General features: G+C 37.1%; 13 protein-coding genes. 11 read left to right on the top strand and 2 right to left on the bottom strand.

Annotated elements, in window-relative coordinates:
* Window positions 1-9 precede the first annotated feature (9 nt).
* From N7603_RS01750 to N7603_RS01780, 7 genes are all read left to right on the top strand, one after another.
* The gene (locus N7603_RS01750; protein ID WP_262095601.1) at window positions 10-1,227 is read left to right on the top strand and encodes a helix-turn-helix domain-containing protein; all 1,218 of its coding nucleotides are present in this window, start codon (window positions 10-12) and stop codon (window positions 1,225-1,227) included.
* Window positions 1,228-1,321: 94 nt separating this feature from the next.
* The gene (locus tag N7603_RS01755) at window positions 1,322-3,130 is read left to right on the top strand and encodes an ABC transporter ATP-binding protein (protein ID WP_262095602.1); all 1,809 of its coding nucleotides are present in this window, start codon (window positions 1,322-1,324) and stop codon (window positions 3,128-3,130) included.
* Window positions 3,130-4,959, top strand: a complete 1,830-nt coding sequence (locus N7603_RS01760; RefSeq protein WP_262095603.1) for an ABC transporter ATP-binding protein — start codon at window positions 3,130-3,132, stop codon at window positions 4,957-4,959. The genes N7603_RS01755 and N7603_RS01760 overlap by 1 nt, the downstream gene beginning before the upstream one ends.
* Window positions 4,960-5,035: 76 nt before the next feature.
* On the top strand, window positions 5,036-6,385 hold the full coding sequence (locus N7603_RS01765) for a DUF5011 domain-containing protein (protein WP_262095604.1): 1,350 nt from the start codon (window positions 5,036-5,038) through the stop codon (window positions 6,383-6,385).
* A gap of 32 nt (window positions 6,386-6,417) precedes the next feature.
* Window positions 6,418-9,396 carry a DNA polymerase III subunit alpha gene (locus tag N7603_RS01770; protein ID WP_262095605.1) on the top strand — a complete coding sequence of 993 codons (2,979 nt, stop codon included), beginning with the start codon at window positions 6,418-6,420 and terminating at the stop codon, window positions 9,394-9,396.
* Window positions 9,368-10,147, top strand: coding sequence for an alpha/beta hydrolase (locus tag N7603_RS01775; RefSeq protein ID WP_262095606.1), 780 nt, complete (start codon window positions 9,368-9,370; stop codon window positions 10,145-10,147). Before N7603_RS01770 ends, N7603_RS01775 begins: the two co-directional genes overlap by 29 nt.
* Window positions 10,148-10,223: 76 nt before the next feature.
* Complete coding sequence (locus N7603_RS01780) at window positions 10,224-11,342, top strand: hypothetical protein (RefSeq protein ID WP_262095607.1); 1,119 nt, start codon at window positions 10,224-10,226, stop codon at window positions 11,340-11,342.
* A gap of 51 nt (window positions 11,343-11,393) precedes the next feature.
* Here the strand turns inward: N7603_RS01780 and N7603_RS01785 are convergent, their stop codons facing one another.
* Together N7603_RS01785 and N7603_RS01790 are read right to left on the bottom strand one after the other, a co-directional pair.
* Window positions 11,394-12,386 carry a calcium/sodium antiporter gene (locus N7603_RS01785; RefSeq protein ID WP_262095608.1) on the bottom strand — a complete coding sequence of 331 codons (993 nt, stop codon included), beginning with the start codon at window positions 12,384-12,386 and terminating at the stop codon, window positions 11,394-11,396.
* Window positions 12,387-12,491: 105 nt separating this feature from the next.
* Window positions 12,492-13,736: a 6-phosphofructokinase gene (locus tag N7603_RS01790; protein ID WP_262095609.1), complete on the bottom strand. Its 1,245-nt coding sequence runs from the start codon at window positions 13,734-13,736 to the stop codon at window positions 12,492-12,494.
* Between the two features lie 155 nt (window positions 13,737-13,891).
* On the opposite strand from N7603_RS01790, the gene pfkA reads away from it, so the two are divergent.
* The 4 genes from pfkA (at window position 13,892) to N7603_RS01810 (ending at window position 20,459) form a co-directional block, all read left to right on the top strand.
* On the top strand, window positions 13,892-14,845 hold the full coding sequence (pfkA, locus tag N7603_RS01795; RefSeq protein ID WP_262095610.1) for a 6-phosphofructokinase: 954 nt from the start codon (window positions 13,892-13,894) through the stop codon (window positions 14,843-14,845).
* A gap of 139 nt (window positions 14,846-14,984) precedes the next feature.
* Window positions 14,985-16,676, top strand: coding sequence for a Na/Pi cotransporter family protein (locus N7603_RS01800; protein ID WP_262095611.1), 1,692 nt, complete (start codon window positions 14,985-14,987; stop codon window positions 16,674-16,676).
* A 64-nt stretch (window positions 16,677-16,740) separates the two neighbouring features.
* Entirely contained in the window at window positions 16,741-18,705 is a 1,965-nt protein-coding gene (gene uvrB / locus N7603_RS01805; protein ID WP_262095612.1) for an excinuclease ABC subunit UvrB, read from the top strand.
* 2 nt (window positions 18,706-18,707) lie between these two features.
* Complete coding sequence (locus tag N7603_RS01810; RefSeq protein WP_262095613.1) at window positions 18,708-20,459, top strand: M3 family oligoendopeptidase; 1,752 nt, start codon at window positions 18,708-18,710, stop codon at window positions 20,457-20,459.
* The last annotated feature ends 92 nt before the right edge of the window (window positions 20,460-20,551 follow it).

The following is a 20,551-nucleotide window of genomic DNA, read 5'->3' on the forward strand; positions in this document are numbered from 1 at the left end:
ATTAACCACATGAAATTGTTGGAAAAAGCCAACAAAAAACTATTTAAGGATGAGGAGCCCAATATTAAGATTGGAGCGACACTAAAACTCGCACGAAAGGAGCAGAATAAGACTTTACTCGATGTCTCTCAAGCAGCTGGTGTATCTCAATCCTTCATTAGTAAACTCGAAAACGATCAGATCAAAGCGAATTTAAACCACATCAAAGGAATTCTAGAAGATTTGAATATTGAAGAAACGATTTTTCAAGTCTCTCAAGATATGAATCGTTGGTATGAAGACTTGCTGGACTATTATTTGGATTTAGGGGATGGCAACCTTAATTTCAAAGATGTGACAGAGTATCGGGATGATTTTCAGAGTAAAATCATTGAATTAGCAGTAGATATTAAAAAGAGACTTTATGGTAACTCAGAGAAAAACATCACTTTACTGATTACCTCAATCGATACCATGAAGCCAATTGAAGTAGCCATCTTTTTACTAATTGTATCGGAATACTACATTCAGATCCATGAATACTTCAAAGCTGCAGACCTATTAAACATTATCTATAAAAAAGAATTTGTCCATGTCAAAATCGATTTATGGTTATACGAATTGATGTTCAAATTAGCTTTATGTTCTAAAAACGAACATTATGTGACTAAAATCTTCTTAAAACTACAAGAAATGTACATATTCTTTAATTTGTATGGAAAATCTACTGAAAAAAGAATGGAATATATTAAGCATTGTGCTTATATAAAAGATGAAAATTTCTTTAAACACGTGTTGAGTTTTGACGCTTCGAAAGAACATCAATCGCTTCAAATGATGAACTGGTTTTTTAACGATAAAACATTCAAATTAAACCATTACATGGAACAATTTAAACCCGATATACCACCACTAGTTCATGCGTTATATTGTCATAAAGTGAACAAAACGGAACAGTTAGAAACGTTATTATCTATCTTGGATTCACATGATTACGACTCGCCCGTAGAAACTTTTTATAAGCAATTTCTATGTGCGACCTATGTTGATAAATGCCCTGAAACCTATTTAAAGAGTGTTCTTGGTAATAAGAGTGATTTTTATTACAACACACCAGTAATTGAACTTGCATCTACACACTATATTGAACACTTAACGCATGCTCACCGTTATAAAGAGTGTACTCAAGTCATGAAAATGGTATCTAATCGATTACAAGAAATTCAAAGGAATCTTGAAATCTTCTAAAATCTCATGAATTAGCCAAAAAAAGCCCTAAGACGTTGACTATCTAAAGATAATTAAGTATACTTAATAATTGGACGGAAGGAGGGCTTTTTTTATGCGACTAATAAAATTATTGAAAACCGCCAAAGGTTTATATGGCTGGTTAATTTTTATCATCATTGTCGTCATGTTCAATCGTTTCACCTACTCTTACGTACCGCTGTTCACCCAATATATCATCGATATTCTCGACATTGGCACCTCTACTGCAAACTTGCCTAAGTTTATGTTAGATATCTTTAGTAAGGGTGAAAGTATCATTCAAATCATTATGATTGTTGCAGTTGCAATGGTTTTATACCAAGCACTGCGCTTTAGCTTATTATTCGTAGAAGAATATGCTCAAGGCCGATTCTCAGAAAACCTTTCAAAACGTTTAAGAGATCGTTTATACAATCACATTCAGTCCTTAGATTACAGTTTTCACAATAATGCAGACACGGGTGACCTTGTTCAAAGAGTCACTTCTGATATCGAAGCTATGAGTGGATTTTTATCCAGTCGCCTACCAGAATTTTTCAGACTTATGGCAACCATTACCTTTGGAGCAATCCAAATTTATGCCATCAGTCCTACTATGGTGTTTATTGCGTTAGGCATGGTGCCGATTTCGGCCGTGACCTCGATTTGGTACTTTAAGAAAGTTGACAAATCGTTTAAAGTGATTGAAGAAACTGAAGCGAAAATGATGACCGTGATTCAAGAGAATCTCAGTGGCTCACGTATCGTTAGAGCATTTGCGAACGAAAAGTTTGAAATTGACAAACTAGAAAAACAAAACAAATTATATAGCGACCAATTCTTACATTTCCAAACCGTCTCGTCCAGGTATTGGGGATTTTCAGATATGGTTGCAATCACACAGTACTTAGTTACCATCGTTATTGGTGTTATCTTTGTACGAGAAAACATGGTCATTACAGGCGGACAAATCATCGCTGTATTGATGTTGTTAGGGATGCTGATTTGGCCAATTCGTGGTCTCGGTCGTATGATCGGTGATTTCGGACGCACTTTAGTAGCGACCCATCGTATTTATGAATTATTAGAAAAACCAAGTGAATTCACAGTCAACGGGACACAAACCCCTGCGATTAAAGGCGAAATTGAGTTTAGAGATGTTCATTTCAAATTCAAAGATGGCAACAACAATCTTTTGAACGGAGTGAGTTTTCACGTTAAACCAGGACAAACAGTTGCGATTATTGGTCGAACTGGGTCTGGTAAAACGACCATCATCAACTTATTAAGTAGAATGTTAGAAACCACATCTGGCGATATTTTCATGGATGGTGTATCGATCAAAGAAATTGAAAAACACCATTTGAGAAAACACATGGGCATCGTTTTACAAGACCCATTCTTATTTTCTAAAACAGTGTATGATAATATTGCGATTTCAAACCCATCCGTAGAAAAGTCAAATGTGTATAAAGCAGCACAGATAGCTGCGATTGAAAAAGACATTGCAACCTTTGAAAAAGGCTATGATACCGTCGTTGGTGAACGTGGTACGACTTTATCGGGTGGTCAAAAACAACGCGTTGCGATTGCGAGAATTTTGGTTGCAGAAAAACCAATCCTAGTATTCGATGACTCCTTATCTGCGGTCGACACTGAAACCGACATGATGATTCGTAGTGCTTTAAAAACAAAGGACTCGAAATCAACAACTTTAATCATTACACACAGAATTACCACAGCCAAAGAAGCAGACCTAATTATCGTCTTAGAAAATGGAACTGTATCCGATATCGGTACCCATCAAACACTTAAGGATAAACCTGGTCTCTATCAAAAACTATGGCACATTCAAGGTGAACTCGAAGCCGAATTTATGAAGTTAATAGAGGAGGCGAAATAATGAATTACGAAGAACAAGATTTTCAGACCGAAAAAGTCAACTTAAAAACATGGCAGAAAATCATTCAAACCGTGTTTAAATCTAAGAAAAATGTATTTTTGATGATCACATTTGTGATTATATTATCCTTGTTAGATGCGGTAACACCGCTTCTAAACCGTTACGCAATCGACGTCTTTTTTAGAGAAAAAGAGTTCGGAACACTTATCCCATTCATTATCATCAACCTTGTGGTTGCAATCGGTTTTGGTCTATCCGTTTGGGGTTTCATTTACCAAGCTGGTAAGATCGAAGTTGCTGTAAACTACGAACTAAGAAAACAATCGTTTGAAACCTTACAACGGTTACCGTTCTCGTATTTTGACAAAACCCCACAAGGTTGGATCATGGCGAGAATGACCTCAGACTCTAGAAAACTAGCCAATGTCATCTCTTGGGGTGTAGTTGACTTACTATGGAGTTTTGTGGTAATGGTCACAATTCTAGTTGTTATGTTTATTCTCGAATGGCGTCTTGCGTTAATCGTTACGATTGCGATTCCGTTTATGGCTGTCGTAGCGTGGTATTTTAGAAAACGTATCTTAGTCCACTATCGTGAAGCGCGAAAAGTAAACTCACAAGTGACGGCTTCTTATAATGAATCCTTTATGGGGGCGAAAACTACTAAGAGTTTAGCCATCGAAGCTGAAAACTACGATGAGTTCCAAGCGAAGACAGGACTACTCAGACGTGCGAACATCAAAGCTATATTCTTCCAATCAATCTTTAGCCCAATCATGCTCATGATTTCTTATATCGTGATTGCGTTTGTTTCGATTGAAGGCGGAAATGAAGTATTGAAACTTGCGATTTCAGTTGGGACCCTATATGCATTCATTGAGTATGCGATTAGATTCTTTGAACCAATCATGCAAATATCACGTATATTGGCTCAATTCCAACAAGCACAAGCGAGCGCTGAACGTGTCATTCAGTTGATTGAAACCCAACCTGAAATTACCGATAGTCCTGAAGTAGTTGAAAAATACGGCGATTTACTAGCACCTAAATATGAAAACTGGGAACCTATCGAAGGTGATGTTGAATTTAGAAATGTCACATTCCATTATTTGGAGAATGAAGTGATTCTAAAAGACTTTAATCTTAAGGTCAAAAAAGGGACTTCTGTTGCTTTAGTAGGTCATACCGGTTCTGGTAAAACGACCATCATCAATTTACTCAGCCGTTTCTATGAACCGAAACAAGGTGAAATCTTGATTGATGGCATCAATTACAAAGAAAGAAGTATGCACTGGTTACACAAACGCTTAGGCTACGTCCTGCAAACACCTCATCTTTTCTCTGGTACTGTCATGGAAAACATCCGATACGGTAGATTAGAAGCGACCGATGAAGAAGTGATTGAAGCTGCGAAAGCAATTGGTGCTGATGAGTTCATTCGTCAAATGGACAAAGGTTACTTAAGTGAAGTTGGTGAAGGTGGTAATAAACTATCTACAGGTCAAAAACAATTGCTCAGCTTTGCGAGAGCCATTCTTGCAGACCCAAGACTTCTCATTTTAGATGAAGCAACCTCATCGATCGACTCTGAATCCGAACAAGTCATTCAAAACGCTACAGATCACTTGTTAAAAGGTAGAACCTCATTTATTGTGGCACATAGATTATCAACCATTGTGAATAGCGATTGGATTGTATATTTATCCGGTGGAAAAATCATTGAACAGGGTAATCACCGTACGTTATTAGAAAAACGTGGGGCCTACTTTGAACTTTATAAACGACAATTCCTAACAGAACAACAAGAAAAATTAGAAAAAGCATTGTAATAAAACTGGCTAAGTTAATTTAGCCGGTTTTTCTTTTTTAATCCCTTTAAATGGTATGTATTAAATGGGTGATATTATGAAATACATATGTTCTCTAATCGGCTTACTTTGGTTATGTACACCATTTCAAATTCTCGCAAGCAATCCAACTTTTACTTGGCATCAAACCCAGGTTGAAATTCCATTAGGGGAATCATTAGAACCTTATTTGTTGATACCATACGCGACACTGAGTGCACCTTATGATGATCCAAATATCTACTATGAACGAAATGGGGTAAACTTCACATATCAATCGATAATTCAAACGCGATATGCGAAAACGTATCGCTTAGATTATAGGGTGTACTCACCTAAGTACAAAATTCAATCGGTTCAAACCATCACATTTAAAGTCGTCGATTCTATACCACCCACTGTGACTAAAATCCCCACACTTGAGGTACCGGTTTTTACGAAAGAAGTCGATTATTTGAGGGGACTACTCTATGAAGATAATTACTCATCAAAAGAAAAAATTAAAATAACTGTAGATTCGAATGCAGTTAATCTAAATCAAATCGGTATCTATAGAATCAGATATGTACTTTCCGATGAATTTGGAAACGAAACGGTTATCAATTCAACAGTTCAGGTGAAGGATTATTACGCTCCAAGTATTACTCAAACAAAGCCCTTAAAAATCGAACCCAATACACCTTGGGAACCTAACGATTACTTTTTAATTAAAGATAATTACGATGCTTACCCCGTTGTGCATGTCAATGATCAAACCGTAGACTACACAAAAGAAGGTAGTTATACCATCACAATCTCCGCTTTAGACATGAGTGGTAATGGAAACGTATTGTCAATTGAACTAGAGATTAAAGATGAAACCCCACCAGAAATCGCTTTGAAAACGTCCGAACTTACGCTCAATCAATATCAAGTATTTGATCTAAAAAGTATTATATTAAAAGTCTCAGATAACTATAGTATTGTCTTTATAGAGGATGTTTTGATTGAAACCGATCTCGATTTAGATCGCGTAGGTGCATATGAAGCCCTATATACCCTTAAAGATCAAAGTGGTCATCAAACCATCCAAAAGGTATCGATTTATGTGGTCAATAAAACTGAACCAAAACTGGAATTTAAATCCTTAATCATTGAAAAAGGAATTCCCTACAATTTATATGAAGGTTTAGTCTATGATTCGAGTCTTACAGTAAGAGTGTTTGATTCCAATATTCAAATGGAAAAGGGATTCTATCAAGTTGTCTATGTTGTGATTGACCCTTATGGAAATCACGCCACATACATTCGAGAGGTTGAGGTTATGGGTGATGAATCGACTCTAAACCCTAGGATTATGTTGATTGGTTTTATCGGGGTACTTGGGATTGGCTATGGAATTTGGTTTTTGAAAAAAAGACGTCCTTAAATATGTTATACTATCTAATAGGATGTGATGTTATGAAGGGGTTTATTGGCCTTCAAAGCGAATACAGTTTACTGAATAGTACGATTCGTTTGGGAACGTTGTTTAAAACTTTAGAAGAACGCAATTTTGACACAGTCTTTTTATCAGATGATAATAACTTATACGGATCGTATAAGTTTTTTAGTGCGAAGACCCATTTAAGACGCATTATTGGGATGAAACTCTCAATTATCCATTTAGAACAGAAAACCAGTTTGTATGCTTATGCCATAAGCCAAACTGGGTATCAAAACTTAATCATTTTATCGAGTCTTATTCAATTATCGAAAACCAAAGTTGTTGAAATGACCGATTTGATCAAATACCAAACTGATTTAGTATTTATAACAACAGGATATGATTCGGATATTGATCAAGCTTTACTTGAAAATAATTATGGTGAAGCGAAAAAAAGAATCGAATCCTATGTCTATTTATTAAAACATTTCTATTTAGGACTGATGGTTCAAACCCTCAAGATGGAAATTGAAGTTGCACCTAAACTACAAGCACTTTCTTTAGAATATACAATCGATATGTTACCAATCCATCAAGCAAACTATGAGGGTGATGTTGCACCATACGACGCTTTAATTCAAATTGAACAAAGTGAACGAAGACGATTTGATGAGGGTGACTTTAGTCTACCTACATATGAAAAACTCATTCAAAGTTTCAGTGAATATAAAGTGGTATTTAACAACCTAAATCGTGTGTTTGAACATGTTAATTTTAGCCCCGAAAAGTTAAACTTTGAATTACCAAATCCACTCGAACCTGGCATTTCTTCCAAAGTCTATTTAAAGGACCTCTGTGAAGTGGGACTTGGTTTACGTCACAAAAAACAACCATTTAAAAATCCAGAACGCTATTTAGAACGACTCAATTATGAACTGTCCGTCATCGATAAGATGGGTTATAATAATTACTTCTTAGTTGTATGGGACTTCGTCAAATACGCAAAAAAAGAAGGTATTTTAGTGGGGCCTGGTCGTGGTTCTGCAGCCGGTTCACTCGTTTCATTCGCCTTAGGTATTACCGATGTAGATCCACTAAAATACGATTTGTTATTTGAACGATTCTTAAATCCAGAACGCATCAGTATGCCGGATATTGACTTAGACTTCCCGGACAATAAGCGAGACGATGTCATTCGTTATGTACAGTCAAAATATGGCAAACACCACGTTGTTTCAATTACGACATTTGGTACTTTCCAAGTCAAGAGTTCCATTCGTGATATTTGTCGTACCCAAGGGTTATCTGTAGCGGAAACAAATCGGATTGTCAAACAAGCTACCGAAGCCTACGACATAAGAGATCCAAATACACTCAATATTTTAAAGCTCGCGCAGTCGATTGAAGGATTACCACGTCATACAGGTACTCACGCTGCTGGGATTATTTTATCCTCTGTAGACTTAACTCGAATCATCCCACTACAAACAGGTTCAAGTGAACTGTATCAATCCCAATTAGAAGCCTCTGATTTGGAACACATGGGGTTATTAAAAATTGACTTTTTAGGCATTCGTAACCTTCAGATTATTAAAGAAACACTCGGTATTCTAGAACAAAGACAAATCAAACTCGATTTGCATAACTTACCTTTAGACGATGTAAAAACCTATGAACTGTTATCCAAAGCAGACACAGTTGGGGTGTTTCAACTTGAATCCATCGGGATGAAACGCGTATTAACAAAACTGAAACCCAATCAATTTGAGGATTTAGTCGCGATTCTCGCACTATTTAGACCGGGTCCAATGGATAACATTGATATTTACATTGAACGACGAGTTGGAAAACCGTTTGAATACATTGATGAATCACTTAAAGACATATTAGCACCCACTTACGGGATTATCATTTACCAAGAACAAATTATGAAAATCGCCTCAGAATTCGCGAATTACACGCTTGCTGAGGCGGACTTACTTAGACGCGGAGTTTCTAAGAAAGATAAGGAAATATTAGAAAGCGAACGATTGAAGTTCATCCGTAAAGCCGTTGAAAACAACAAACCCGAAGCGCTCGCGATTAAGATTTATGATTATATTCTCAAGTTCGCATTATATGGTTTTAACCGAAGTCACTCGGTCGCGTACGCTTTAGTTGCCTATCAAATGGCTTATCTAAAAGCTCACTATTTTGACGCGTTCATGACCGTTCTATTGAGCTCAATTGCGAGCAACACAGAACAAGTTATGGATTACATTCAACAATTAAAAGCACGGGGGATTAAAGTCTTAAAACCAAATATTCAAACTTCTGATTTTGAGTTTACCTTAACACCTTCAGGTATCGTCTACCCATTAATCGCGATTAAGAATGTGGGTACTCAAGCGGTAACTAAAGTTAAAGAAGCGAGATTGAATGGGCCTTTCATCGATTATGATGATTTCAAAAAGCGTCTTTCATCTGAACTTAATGACAAGGTCATCGAAGCCCTTATTTTCGCAGGCGCACTCGATGGGTTTGGCCTAAATAAGAAAACGTTGTATGAAAATCGTAAACTGATTCATAAAGATTATGAACTCTTTGTTTCGGATATTGAGATGAAACAATATGATGAATATAGTCTAGATGAACTCGTAGAAAAAGAAAAGATGGCTTTAGGGTTTAACCTCAGTTATACACCGGCGTCCTTCTATCAACCTTTATTAGAAAAATATCATTTAAAAACATTAGACCAAATTGAACAAACTGAGCGTGTTTTAGGTCTCATCAAACGCGTTAAAGTGATTCAAACCAAAACAGGTAAATCGATGGCTTTCTTAGAAGTTAGCGACGGACAAACCACTATAGATGTCACCGTATTCCCTGAGATTTATTCAAAATACAACCCTTTAATGAATAGTAAAGACCCACTTATTTTAACCATAGAACCCAATCAATACGATGGAAAGAAGTACATATTAAACCGAATCGAGGTCATTAAAGATGAACATGCTGAAACTCAACTCAAATAACTACGTCACACTTCATCTCGTCGATGATCAAAAAAGACCCTTCGTACTCATCGCTCCAGGAGGTGGATATATTAGAACGTCACCTCGTGAAGCGGAACCGATTGCGAAAGCCTTTAATGAAAAAGGTTATCATGCAGGCACTATTTACTACCGTGAATCCTTCTTAACTCATCCACAAGCGGTTGAAGAGTTATCTGGTTTTATGGATTTAATTGTGAGTATGGATTTACCAATTGACCAAAACGCTTTAATCTTATGTGGGTTTTCAAGCGGTGGTCACTATATGGCAAATTTAGGTGTACATACCGAATACCATCAAAAGTATAAAATTAAAGCTATGGTGCTCGCGTATCCTGTTTTAACAGGTCAAAAAGGGTTTGCTCATGAGGACTCAATCAGGCGACTTTATGGTGAAATCACCGATGAAACACGCTTGAAATTCTCACTTGAAACCAAAGTAACAAATACTACTCCGGCTACGTTTTTATTCCATACCATTGATGATGAAACAGTTAAAGTCGAGAATAGTCTTTTCTTTATGGAAGCCTTGAGACAACATCATGTTATAGTGGATTGTCATTTATATCATAGCGGTATTCATGGTTTATCTTTAGGTACTGAAGAAGTTCCTAGAGAAGAATTTGCTTCTGACCCAAAAGGGTACGCGAAAATCCATTCACACAATCAAACATGGTTTAGTTTAGCAATATCGTTTTTAAATAAAATATTAGAATCCAACTCAAATGAATAACTGTCACAGCTTTGTCATAATTTACCAAAGTCAAATTGGTATAATGTAGACAAAGTTTTTCTTTTGGGAGGTTATTATGCGAAAATGGTTAAGTATCGTCCTACTTGGATTCGTATCTTTTCTATTAGTAGGGTGTAACACATCGATTGACAAGCTGAATGATGTGATTGAAGCCCAGGAGTTTACCCCAATTTATCGTTATTATAGTCATCGTCACTATACCAAAGGTATAAGAAAAGTCGACTATATTTCAAAAGCCTATGACGTCCTAAAAGAAGCAGGCTATTCGATCAACCGTGATAAGTATACACAATCGGATAGTCTTCTACAGGTTGGAAATCAATTGTATTTTAGCTTTAAGTTTGATGTGGATGGTAACCAAAGAGATAAAAATCTCACTTACGACCGAGCCATTATGAGACTCGATTTGATTGAAGAAACTGTAACCGTAATCAAGCTATTCCAAAACCAAACCGATCTTTGGATTGGGGTTAATCTTCATGGACTCTATCAAAATCGTTACTTGATTTATGATTATTCTAATGAACTGATTATTGAGGATTTGAAAGAAAATAGCGTCATTAAAAGCTACAAACCGGTTAATAGAATGGTACCTGTGCAATTTAGGGAAGATACCTTGATGATCGTAACTTTATCATCAGTTATTCTGTATGACTTTAACGTTTTTGATGAAAAAAGCTATACGTTACCTAAGGATACTTATGTGATTGATAGTACAAAGTATCACATTCACTACAAGGGTGAATCTGATGTTTATGTAGATATGCGTCAATTAATCGAGGTATCGAAAGAAACATATCAAGCTGAATATGATTACTACAATTTGGCCCCAATTAATGAGATTCTAGTGGATAATCAAACGCTCATTCTTGAAGACTTAGACGACCACATTCGGGTTGGTGAGGTCGATTATGATGACAAGAATCTTTTAAGAAGTCAGCCCTTTCTAGCTCAAATAATCAATACCTATTCGAGTGGTCATTTGGGATTTGAGATTTATGTTGCTGAGAAACTCGATTCAGAAACTTATCTTCTATACAGTAGATATTACGATTTGGGTTTAGCTACCATAGTCAGCTCACATACCATGATATTTACGTTCAAAGGTAATGGTGAGATGCACTATGTTGGCTACATACCACTTAGAACATACGCAGGAAAAGTAAAACTGTAGATAGAAAAAAACACCTCCCTTAAGATGGTTAATCAAGGGAGGTGTTTATTATTATACAGATGGTTGATCTCTAAGGATAATATAGGATAAGTAACCGATATAGGATAATACCAAGAATAACCCCTGAATGCGTGAAATTCGTTTGGTCGAAAGTGCAAAAATGAACACAACAGCTGTTAATCCAATTAAGAAGTAAATATCGATAATGGCACTTTGGTTCAAAGCGATTGGGTTGATTAATGCACTAGTACCCAAAATAAAAGCGATATTAAAAATATTAGACCCAATGATATTACCCATTGAAATTTCCGATTCGTTCTTCATAGCGGCCACTACAGAAGTGACGAGTTCAGGTAATGAAGTACCAATGGATACGATGGTCAAACCGACTAACCATTCGGACATACCTAATTCAATAGCGATATCTCTTGCACTGTTAGTAACCATAATACCACCAGCAACAATGCCAACCATACCCAATAAAGTGATAGGAATTGCTTGTTTAATTGTGTATTTCGCCTGAACTTCAGGGATGAGCGGATTTACTTCAACTTGTGAATTAATTTGATTCATCGACCGCGCGTCTTTTAGAATAAAATACATGAAAGCAATCATTATAAATAAGAGAATTGCGGCTTCAAATCTAAGAATGAAGAAATTACTAGAACCAGCGAAAAAGTAGAAGAATGGGACCAAAATCACAACCAATAATAATGCAATTGGAAAATCTCGACGGATTAAATCATCATGGACGACTTGCGGTAAAACCAAAGCGGCGAGACCTAGAATCAATCCGATATTAAAGATGTTTGAACCGATAATATTACCGAATGATACATCATCTGCACCAGATAGTGCTGAGGTAATACTCACGGCTGCCTCAGGAAGTGAAGTTCCAAACGCAACTACAGTTAAACCAATGATCAAAGATGAAACCTTAAAGAATTTCGCAATCGATGAGGCACCATCGACAAATAAGTCTGCGCCTTTTACGAGGATTACAAATCCAATCAGTAAAGTTACAAACGCCCAAAATAATGTCATATACTTAATACTCCTTTTTCTTACGCTCACTATTATACAATAAAAAATCGAAACTGACCCAACATAAGAAAAAAAGATTGTCCATGGTCGGACAATCTTAGAAATTTACTTCTTTTCGACAAATACTTTTTTGAGGTTTGCAAAACGTGGTAGACCATCGACGAGTGGTGCTTTGTCATCGCCTTGGATTAAAGGCAATGCATAATCCACATAATCTTGTGTTAAACCTTTACCGTTTGGTAAGATCCATTCAGCTGGAACTTTCTTCTCAGTGTTCGCTGCTTTTGCAAGTGGAACAAGTTTGTATTTAATCTTATACGGGTTAGAGGATACTCTTTCGAAACCAACCATCTTATCGGTAGTACCTTTGACAGCGGCTCTAACAGCTTTAACACCAGCCATGTATGCTTCTCTTACGTCAACTTTAGAAGCGAGGTGAGCCGCACTTCTTTGTAGTAAGGAGAATTCGATTGAACGGACTTTGACATTTAATCTTTCTTTGATTTGTTCAGCTAAGATTGCAGCAGTACCACCTAGTTGAGCATGTCCAAAGGAGTCTGTGGATAAGCTTGAGTAGTGTTCAGGGACATACTTACCATCTTTGTCTTTGATACCTTCAGAAACGACGATGATGGCTTTAGTCTTACGTTTAACAACTTCTTCAACGTCAGCGTAGAATTGGTCATAGTCAAATACAACTTCAGGTAGATAAATTAAGTCTGGTCCTTGGCCTTTAGATACAGCTAATTGTGCTGCAGCGGTTAACCAACCAGCATTTCTACCCATAACTTCAACGACAGTAACCATTGGTGTGTTGTATACGGTTGCGTCATGGTATAGTTCCATTAAGGTTGTAGCAACGTATTTAGCAGCTGAACCGTAGCCTGGGCAGTGGTCAGTTCCATATAAGTCGTTATCGATGGTTTTAGGTACACCTACGACGTTGCAATCCCAACCGGATTTCTTGAAGTACTTGCTGATTTTGTTGCAAGTATCCATAGAGTCGTTACCACCATTGTAGAAGAAGTAACGGATGTTGTATTTTTTGAATACTTCTAGTAATCTTTCATAATCACTAGGGTCTTTCTTCAACGGTTTTAATTTGTATCGAACAGAACCGATTGCAGAAGATGGGGTGTTTTTAAGTAATTCTAATTCATATAAATCTTCTTTGGAGATGTCATAGAAGTTTTCATCTAGAATCCCTTTGATACCGTGTGCAGCACCATATACTGCAGTGATATTTTCTTGTTTTAATGCTTCAATAAATACGCCAGCAGCACTTGCGTTAATAACGCTTGTAGGACCGCCTGATTGACCAAGAATGGCCGCGCCTTTTAAATTTTTCATAGTATTTGGTTCCTTTCCTTCAACTTTTCGATACTATTCTATCACATATATTTAAAAAAAACTTGAAGAAAGCGATTTCGAACTTACTTTTGTAAAAAACACATAAATCAATGTAAAAATAGTGATATAATAGGGGCGGTTTGAGGTGATTATCCATGAAAATTGCAGTCCTTACATCGGGTGGAGACGCCCCTGGTATGAATCCCGCGATCCGCGCAGTTGTGCGTGCCGCTATTAATAGTGGTCACGAAATTTACGGCGTTATGGATGGGTATGCTGGATTGGTTAGTGGATCATTTGAAAAAATGAGCCGTAAAAGTGTATCTGAAATACTCGATAAAGGCGGTACAATTTTAGGTACAGCCCGTTTAAAAGAGTTCAATAAACCAGAAGTAAGACAAATCGCAATCCATAACCTACGTGAAGAGGGGATTGAAGCCCTTGTCGTCATTGGCGGAGATGGTACCTATCGTGGTGCAGAGGCGTTAACCGAAATGGGATTCCCTGTGATTGGTTTACCTGGAACGATTGATAATGACCTACCTTGTACGGATTATACGATTGGTTTTCACACCGCACTAGAAACGATTGTCGATGCACTCGATAAAATTCGTGATACGTCTTCTTCACACCAACGTTGTTCAATTGTCGAAACGATGGGACGTCACTGTGGCGACTTAGCAGTCAGTGCTGGTCTGAGTTGTGGTGCTGAATTTATCATCACGCCTGAACACCCAATGAACAAGGAAGACATCATTGAACGTTTAAAAATTCATAAGAGCGAAGGTCGTCGTAACGCGATCATCGTGATCACAGAAAATGTTTGTAATGTCCATGAGTTCGCTGAAGAAATCACAGCGAAAAGTGGATTTGCTTGTAGAGCTACAGTACTGGGTTATGTACAACGCGGGGGTTCTCCTTGTGCAGAAGACCGTATTTTAGCTGGTCGTATGGGTGCATACGCGATTGATTTATTATCTCAAGGTATTTCTGGTGTCGCAGTAGGGATCCAAAGTAATAAAATGGTTCACTACCCATTCTCTAAAGTTTTAGCTTCTAAGACGGAACCGATGGATGAAATATTTGAATTAGCAACAAAGATTAGATAGTTCTCTAGAGGTGACTATGACTATACATCAAAGCAGGCTACAACCTGGCCACATGATAGACCATATCGATACTAGACACTCAACAAAGGTGCTTTTTTAGCATCTTTTTTTATTTTTTTATTTAGAAAAAGGAGATTATATGACAGAAAACATTTTATACATTCTGGGTGGTGTGGCCATATTCTTATATGGTATTGAACTGATGGGTGACGGCCTTAAAAAAACAGCCGGTAACAAAATTCGAAGTGTAATTGAAAAAACGACAAATACACCTCTTAAAGGGATATTGGTTGGAATTTTGTTAACAGGCTTATTACAATCTTCAAGTGGTGTAACCGTCTTAGTAATTGGTCTGGTTGGTGCTGGACTGATGACACTAAAACAAGCCGTAGGGGTTGTATTTGGTGCAAATATCGGAACGACGATTACATCCATATTGATAGGGTTACCGATTGCGGATTATGCCCTCTTATTCATTTTTGTTGGCGTCATCATGATTTTCTTCTTTAAGAAACCATTGATTCGTAATCTAGGTGGAACCATTCTAGGGTTTGGGCTCGTATTCTTTGGTTTGGATACAATGGAAATCGGACTTAAACCGATTGTTGCGACAGAACAAGTGAGTGATTTGTTCTTATTATTCTCAGATACCTCAAACAATTTCTTCTGGTTCTTTGGCGTTACGTTTGGCACATTATTTACTGCCTTCATTCAAAGTTCATCCGCCTCGATTGGGATTATTCAAAAACTCTATCACATGAATGTAGAATCTGGTGTCGTAACATTCACACTATGGGGCGCTTTACCGATGATTTTAGGTTCGAATATTGGAACAACTATCACAGGGTTCTTAGCCTCAATCAACGGTACTTTAGAATCTAAACGTGTTGCCGTTATTCACATTTTATTTAATTTAATCGGTACAGCTTTTTTCCTTATTCTACTTTATCCTTACCATGAAGTCGTTCTTTGGATTGAAACCACATTCCTTGAACCGTATTCAATGGGAACTCTTGCGATAGCACATGTCCTAATGAACGTGGTAACCACCCTTCTATTATTCTGGTTTATCGATGCATTAATTAAGCTTGCTCATGTCATCATTAAAGATAAACCTTATAACGATGAACTTGAAGTCATTTTCTCGGAATCTCTATTACAGGAAACCCCATCTTTAGCACTCTTTTATGTTAAAAAAGGTATTAATAAAATGGGTCAAATCACGAAGGATTATTTCTTAATCGCGAAACGTTATAGTTTTACAAATGAACCAGATACCATTGAAAGAGCAACAGAAATTGAAAACACTCTAGATGATTACGACAAACGTCTTCATGACTATATGATTCGCTTAGTCAGAAACAACGCATTATCTGAAAAAGATTCAAACCGTTTATCTAGAGACTTAGATACCATTCGAGACTTCGAACGAATCGGTGACCACTTAACGAATCTAGTTGGCTTCTTCAAAAACCGTTATGAAGAAAATCAAACGCTTTCCAAAGGTGGAGAAGAGGATTTGAGACATTACTACCGTGTATTAGAAGAAATGTTTGATGCGACACTGGCTTCATTTATCTATAATGATATTGAAAAAGCTAAACTCGCGATTGAATATGAAAACCTTACAGATAAGTTAGAAGAAAAGTTTAGATTAAACTATGTGGAAAGATTAAAGGCCGGTGAATTAAACTTTACTTCAAAGACAAATTATGTTGAAATCCTTTCAAATATGGAACGTATTGGTGATCACTTAAAGAATATTGCAGAAAACATCATCAATCCACTTCGGGTTCCGAGATTAGATACCGAAGATAACCCTTTAGAATAAAAGCACAAACCTAGTGCTTTTTTCTTTCCTATTATGTATAATAGACCCATAAGGAGTGGATACGATGTCAAAGTTTAAACTGGTTGCCCCCTACCAACCAATGGGCGATCAAATCGAAGCGATTGAAAAGTTGTATCAGAACTTCAATAACGGCTCGAAACAACAAGTCTTACGTGGTGCAACCGGCACAGGTAAGACTTTTACTATCAGTAATGTCATTGAAAAAATGGGGAAAAGAACCTTAGTCTTGGCACATAACAAAACCCTTGCGGGACAGCTTTACAGTGAATTAAAGGCTTTTTTTCCTGAAAATAGAGTAGAATACTTCATTAGTTATTACGACTATTATCAACCAGAAGCTTACGTGGTTACCTCAGATACATATATCGAAAAAGATGCCTCAATCAACGATGAAATCGATGAAATGAGACACAGTGCGACCGCTTCATTATTAGAACGCGATGATGTCATTGTAGTCGCTTCTGTATCGTGTATTTATGGGATTGGAGATCCGGACGATTATAAAAACTCGATGATGTTTTTACGAACTGGACAGTCTTTAAGAAGAAATGCACTATTAGGTAAATTGGTCGAACTCACTTACCAACGAAACGATATCGATTTTCACCGCGGAACATTTAGAGTTCGGGGCGATATTGTAGAAATTATCCCATCAAATCAACGTGAAAATGGGGTTCGAATTGAATTCTTCGGGGATGAAATCGAACGAATTAAACGATTTGACGTCCTAACAGGCAACGCGATTGAATCATTAGATTACGTGACGATTTGGCCAGCAACCCACTTCATGACCAATAAAGATAAACTCAAAGAGTCGATTCGAAGAATAAAAAATGAACTTCAAGAACGCATTTTATACTTCCAAGGTGAAGAAAAACCATTAGAAGCGGAACGTATTCAAATGCGCACCAAATACGATATTGAAATGCTTGAAGAAATGGGGGTATGTCCTGGGGTTGAAAACTACTCTAGACACCTTGCTTTAAAGGAAGAAGGTGAAACGCCTTCCACCTTGATTGACTTTTTCAATAAAGACTTTTTACTCATTATCGATGAATCACACGTAACGGTATCTCAAGTTCGTGGTATGTATAATGGCGATAGATCGAGAAAAACAACCTTAGTCGACTACGGATTTAGACTCCCTTCAGCTCTGGATAATAGACCACTTAAGTTTGATGAATTTGAATCCAAACTCGATAACGTCATATACTTATCAGCGACACCAGGCGATTATGAATTATCCAAAAATTATCCGATAATCGAACAAATTATCCGACCAACTTATTTAATTGACCCAGAGATTGAAGTCAGAAAATCCTTTGGACAAATCGATGATCTTTACGGTGAAATCGTTAAGCGGGTTGCTTTAAATGAACGTGTATTAGTAACCACGCTCACCATCAAGATGAGTGAGGATTTGACTGCGTACTTTAAAAAACTGGGCATGAAAGTTGCCTACCTCCATAGTGAGATTAAGTCCCTTGAACGCATCGTGATTTTAAGAGATTTACGTATTGGTAAATACGATGTATTAATCGGTATTAATCTACTTAGAGAAGGACTTGACCTACCGGAAGTATCGTTAGTCGCGATATTGGACGCGGACAAACAAGGCTTCTTAAGAAGTGAACGCAGTTTAATCCAAACAATTGGACGTGCAGCGAGAAACCTTAACGGTAAAGTCATCATGTATGCCGATGGTATCAGTGAAGCGATGGAAAAAGCCATCAATGAAACCAACCGTAGACGGGCAATCCAAGTCGCTTTCAATGAGAAATATGGGACTAAACCGGTATCGATAAAGAAAGACATTCGTGACGATATCTCAATGAAAGAAGATATTGAGGATATCCCACTTAAGAAGAAGTTCACTGCGAAAGATCTCGATAAAGCGATTGCTCGTATTGAACGTGATATGAAACAAGCCGCGAAAGAACTCAACTTCGAATTAGCGACAGAATTAAGAGACCAGCTTTTTGAATTAAAAGCAGAAAGAGGACATTAACAATGAATTGGAATTTAGATGATTTATATAAAGGCTTTGACGCGACTTATGACGCAGACATTGTCAAATTAGAAAAACTACTATCAGACTATAAAGTATTGGTTAAGAACGAAGCAGGTCTATCAGATTTAGCGTTATTAGAAAACTACTTAAGAAGCCAAGAAGACTTAGAAAAACTCGCGACCAGCTTATTCGCGTTTGCGAGCCTTACAACTTCTACCGATGTTACCAATCAAGTGGCTTTAGGTTACATGGCCAAACTACAACAACTCTTATCCAGTGTAACCAAAGAAAACGTCCAAATGAGCCGCTTTATTGCGAATCTAGATTTAAATCAACTTGAAAAACAAAGTGAATTAGTCAAAACCTATCGTTATGGTTTAGAACTCACACAAAAAGGTGCTAAGCATCTCTTATCGGAAGCCGAAGAAGTTATTTATTCCAAAATGCGTCAGCTCGCGAGTGGTCAATGGGGTCAACTTCAAGGGTTGCTCACAGCCAATTTAAATGTCGAATTTGAAGGAAAAACCATCACTTTAAGTGAAGTGAGAAACCTCGCTTATGACCACAATAATGATATCCGTAAAAAAGCATATGATGCCGAACTTAAATCCTATGAACCGATTGCGGATGCAGTAGCCATGGCTTTATCTAACATCAAACGTGAAGTCACTGAATTAAATGCGATGCGCGGGTATGAAAGTGCGCTTGAAAAAACCTTAGAATCTTCCCATATGTCAAGACAAACCTTAGATGCGATGATCGAAGCAATGAAGGATTTTAGACCTCACTTCGCAGCATACTTAAAGGCGAAATCTGTTTATCTTGGTCACCAAAAAGCACTACCATTCTATGATTTATTCGCACCAATCGGTAAATTAGAAAAAACATATACTTTTGATGAAGCTAAACACATCGTATTAGACAGTTTTTACGGATTCTCTCCTCGCTTAGGCAACTTTGCGAAGAAAGCCTTTGATCATAACTGGATTGACGCGTTCCCTCGAAAAGGGAAACGCGGGGGTGCTTTCTGTTCAAACCAACCTCAAATCCGTCAAAGCCGTTTCCTATTGAACTTTACAGGTTCCTTATCGGATGTTTCGACATTGGCACACGAATTAGGACATGGCTATCATGGGGATGTCATTCAAGATGAACAACCATTAAACTGGGACTATCCAATGCCACTTGCAGAAACAGCCTCCATCTTCTGTGAAACCATTGTTATGAATAAACTCTTTAACGAACTTGAAAAAGACGAAGAAAAGTTATCCGTACTTGAAATATCCTTACAAGGTGATACCCAAGTCATTATCGACATTCTATCGAGATACCTATTTGAAACCAAACTCTTCGAGAATGCAAAAGGTCCAATTTCTAAAGATCAAATGAAATCATGGATGTTAGAAGCTCAAAAAGAAGCTTATACCGACGGATTAGACCCTGAATTCTTACACCCATATATGTGGTTGAATAAAGGTCACTATTATTCAGCAGGTCTAAATTTCTATAATTTCCCATATGCTTTTGGATTATTATTCGGTAAAGGACTATATAGTTTATACTTAAAAGATAAAGAATCCTTCTTAAAAAACTATGACCGTCTCTTAGGTATGACAGGTAAAGCTAGTGTTGAAGATGTTGCAGCATCGATGGGTATCGACGTAACTAAGAAAGATTTCTGGGTTACTTCGCTTCTTGAAGTGAAAAAAGATATCGATCTTGTTATTAAACTCATGCAAAAAACAGTTTAGTCATCACGCTTCTTTGTCATAAAAGTTTAACCCTATGCTATAATAAATTTGAATCATCTAGAAACAACAAAATCGAATCATAATATTAAAGG

This window comes from Paracholeplasma vituli, from assembly GCF_025446935.1.
GTDB lineage: Bacteria > Bacillota_I > Bacilli_A > Acholeplasmatales > UBA5453 > Paracholeplasma > Paracholeplasma vituli.

Coding starts and splice junctions, on each gene's coding strand:
- N7603_RS01750 (WP_262095601.1), top strand. CDS start 10: ATGAAATTGTTGGAAAAAGCCAACAAAAAACTATTTAAGGATGAGGAG.
- N7603_RS01770 (WP_262095605.1), top strand. CDS start 6,418: ATGAAGGGGTTTATTGGCCTTCAAAGCGAATACAGTTTACTGAATAGT.
- N7603_RS01790 (WP_262095609.1), bottom strand. CDS start 13,736: ATGAAAAATTTAAAAGGCGCGGCCATTCTTGGTCAATCAGGCGGTCCT.
- N7603_RS01785 (WP_262095608.1), bottom strand. CDS start 12,386: ATGACATTATTTTGGGCGTTTGTAACTTTACTGATTGGATTTGTAATC.
- N7603_RS01775 (WP_262095606.1), top strand. CDS start 9,368: ATGAACATGCTGAAACTCAACTCAAATAACTACGTCACACTTCATCTC.
- N7603_RS01760 (WP_262095603.1), top strand. CDS start 3,130: ATGAATTACGAAGAACAAGATTTTCAGACCGAAAAAGTCAACTTAAAA.
- N7603_RS01800 (WP_262095611.1), top strand. CDS start 14,985: ATGACAGAAAACATTTTATACATTCTGGGTGGTGTGGCCATATTCTTA.
- N7603_RS01780 (WP_262095607.1), top strand. CDS start 10,224: ATGCGAAAATGGTTAAGTATCGTCCTACTTGGATTCGTATCTTTTCTA.
- pfkA (WP_262095610.1), top strand. CDS start 13,892: ATGAAAATTGCAGTCCTTACATCGGGTGGAGACGCCCCTGGTATGAAT.
- N7603_RS01755 (WP_262095602.1), top strand. CDS start 1,322: ATGCGACTAATAAAATTATTGAAAACCGCCAAAGGTTTATATGGCTGG.
- uvrB (WP_262095612.1), top strand. CDS start 16,741: ATGTCAAAGTTTAAACTGGTTGCCCCCTACCAACCAATGGGCGATCAA.
- N7603_RS01765 (WP_262095604.1), top strand. CDS start 5,036: ATGAAATACATATGTTCTCTAATCGGCTTACTTTGGTTATGTACACCA.
- N7603_RS01810 (WP_262095613.1), top strand. CDS start 18,708: ATGAATTGGAATTTAGATGATTTATATAAAGGCTTTGACGCGACTTAT.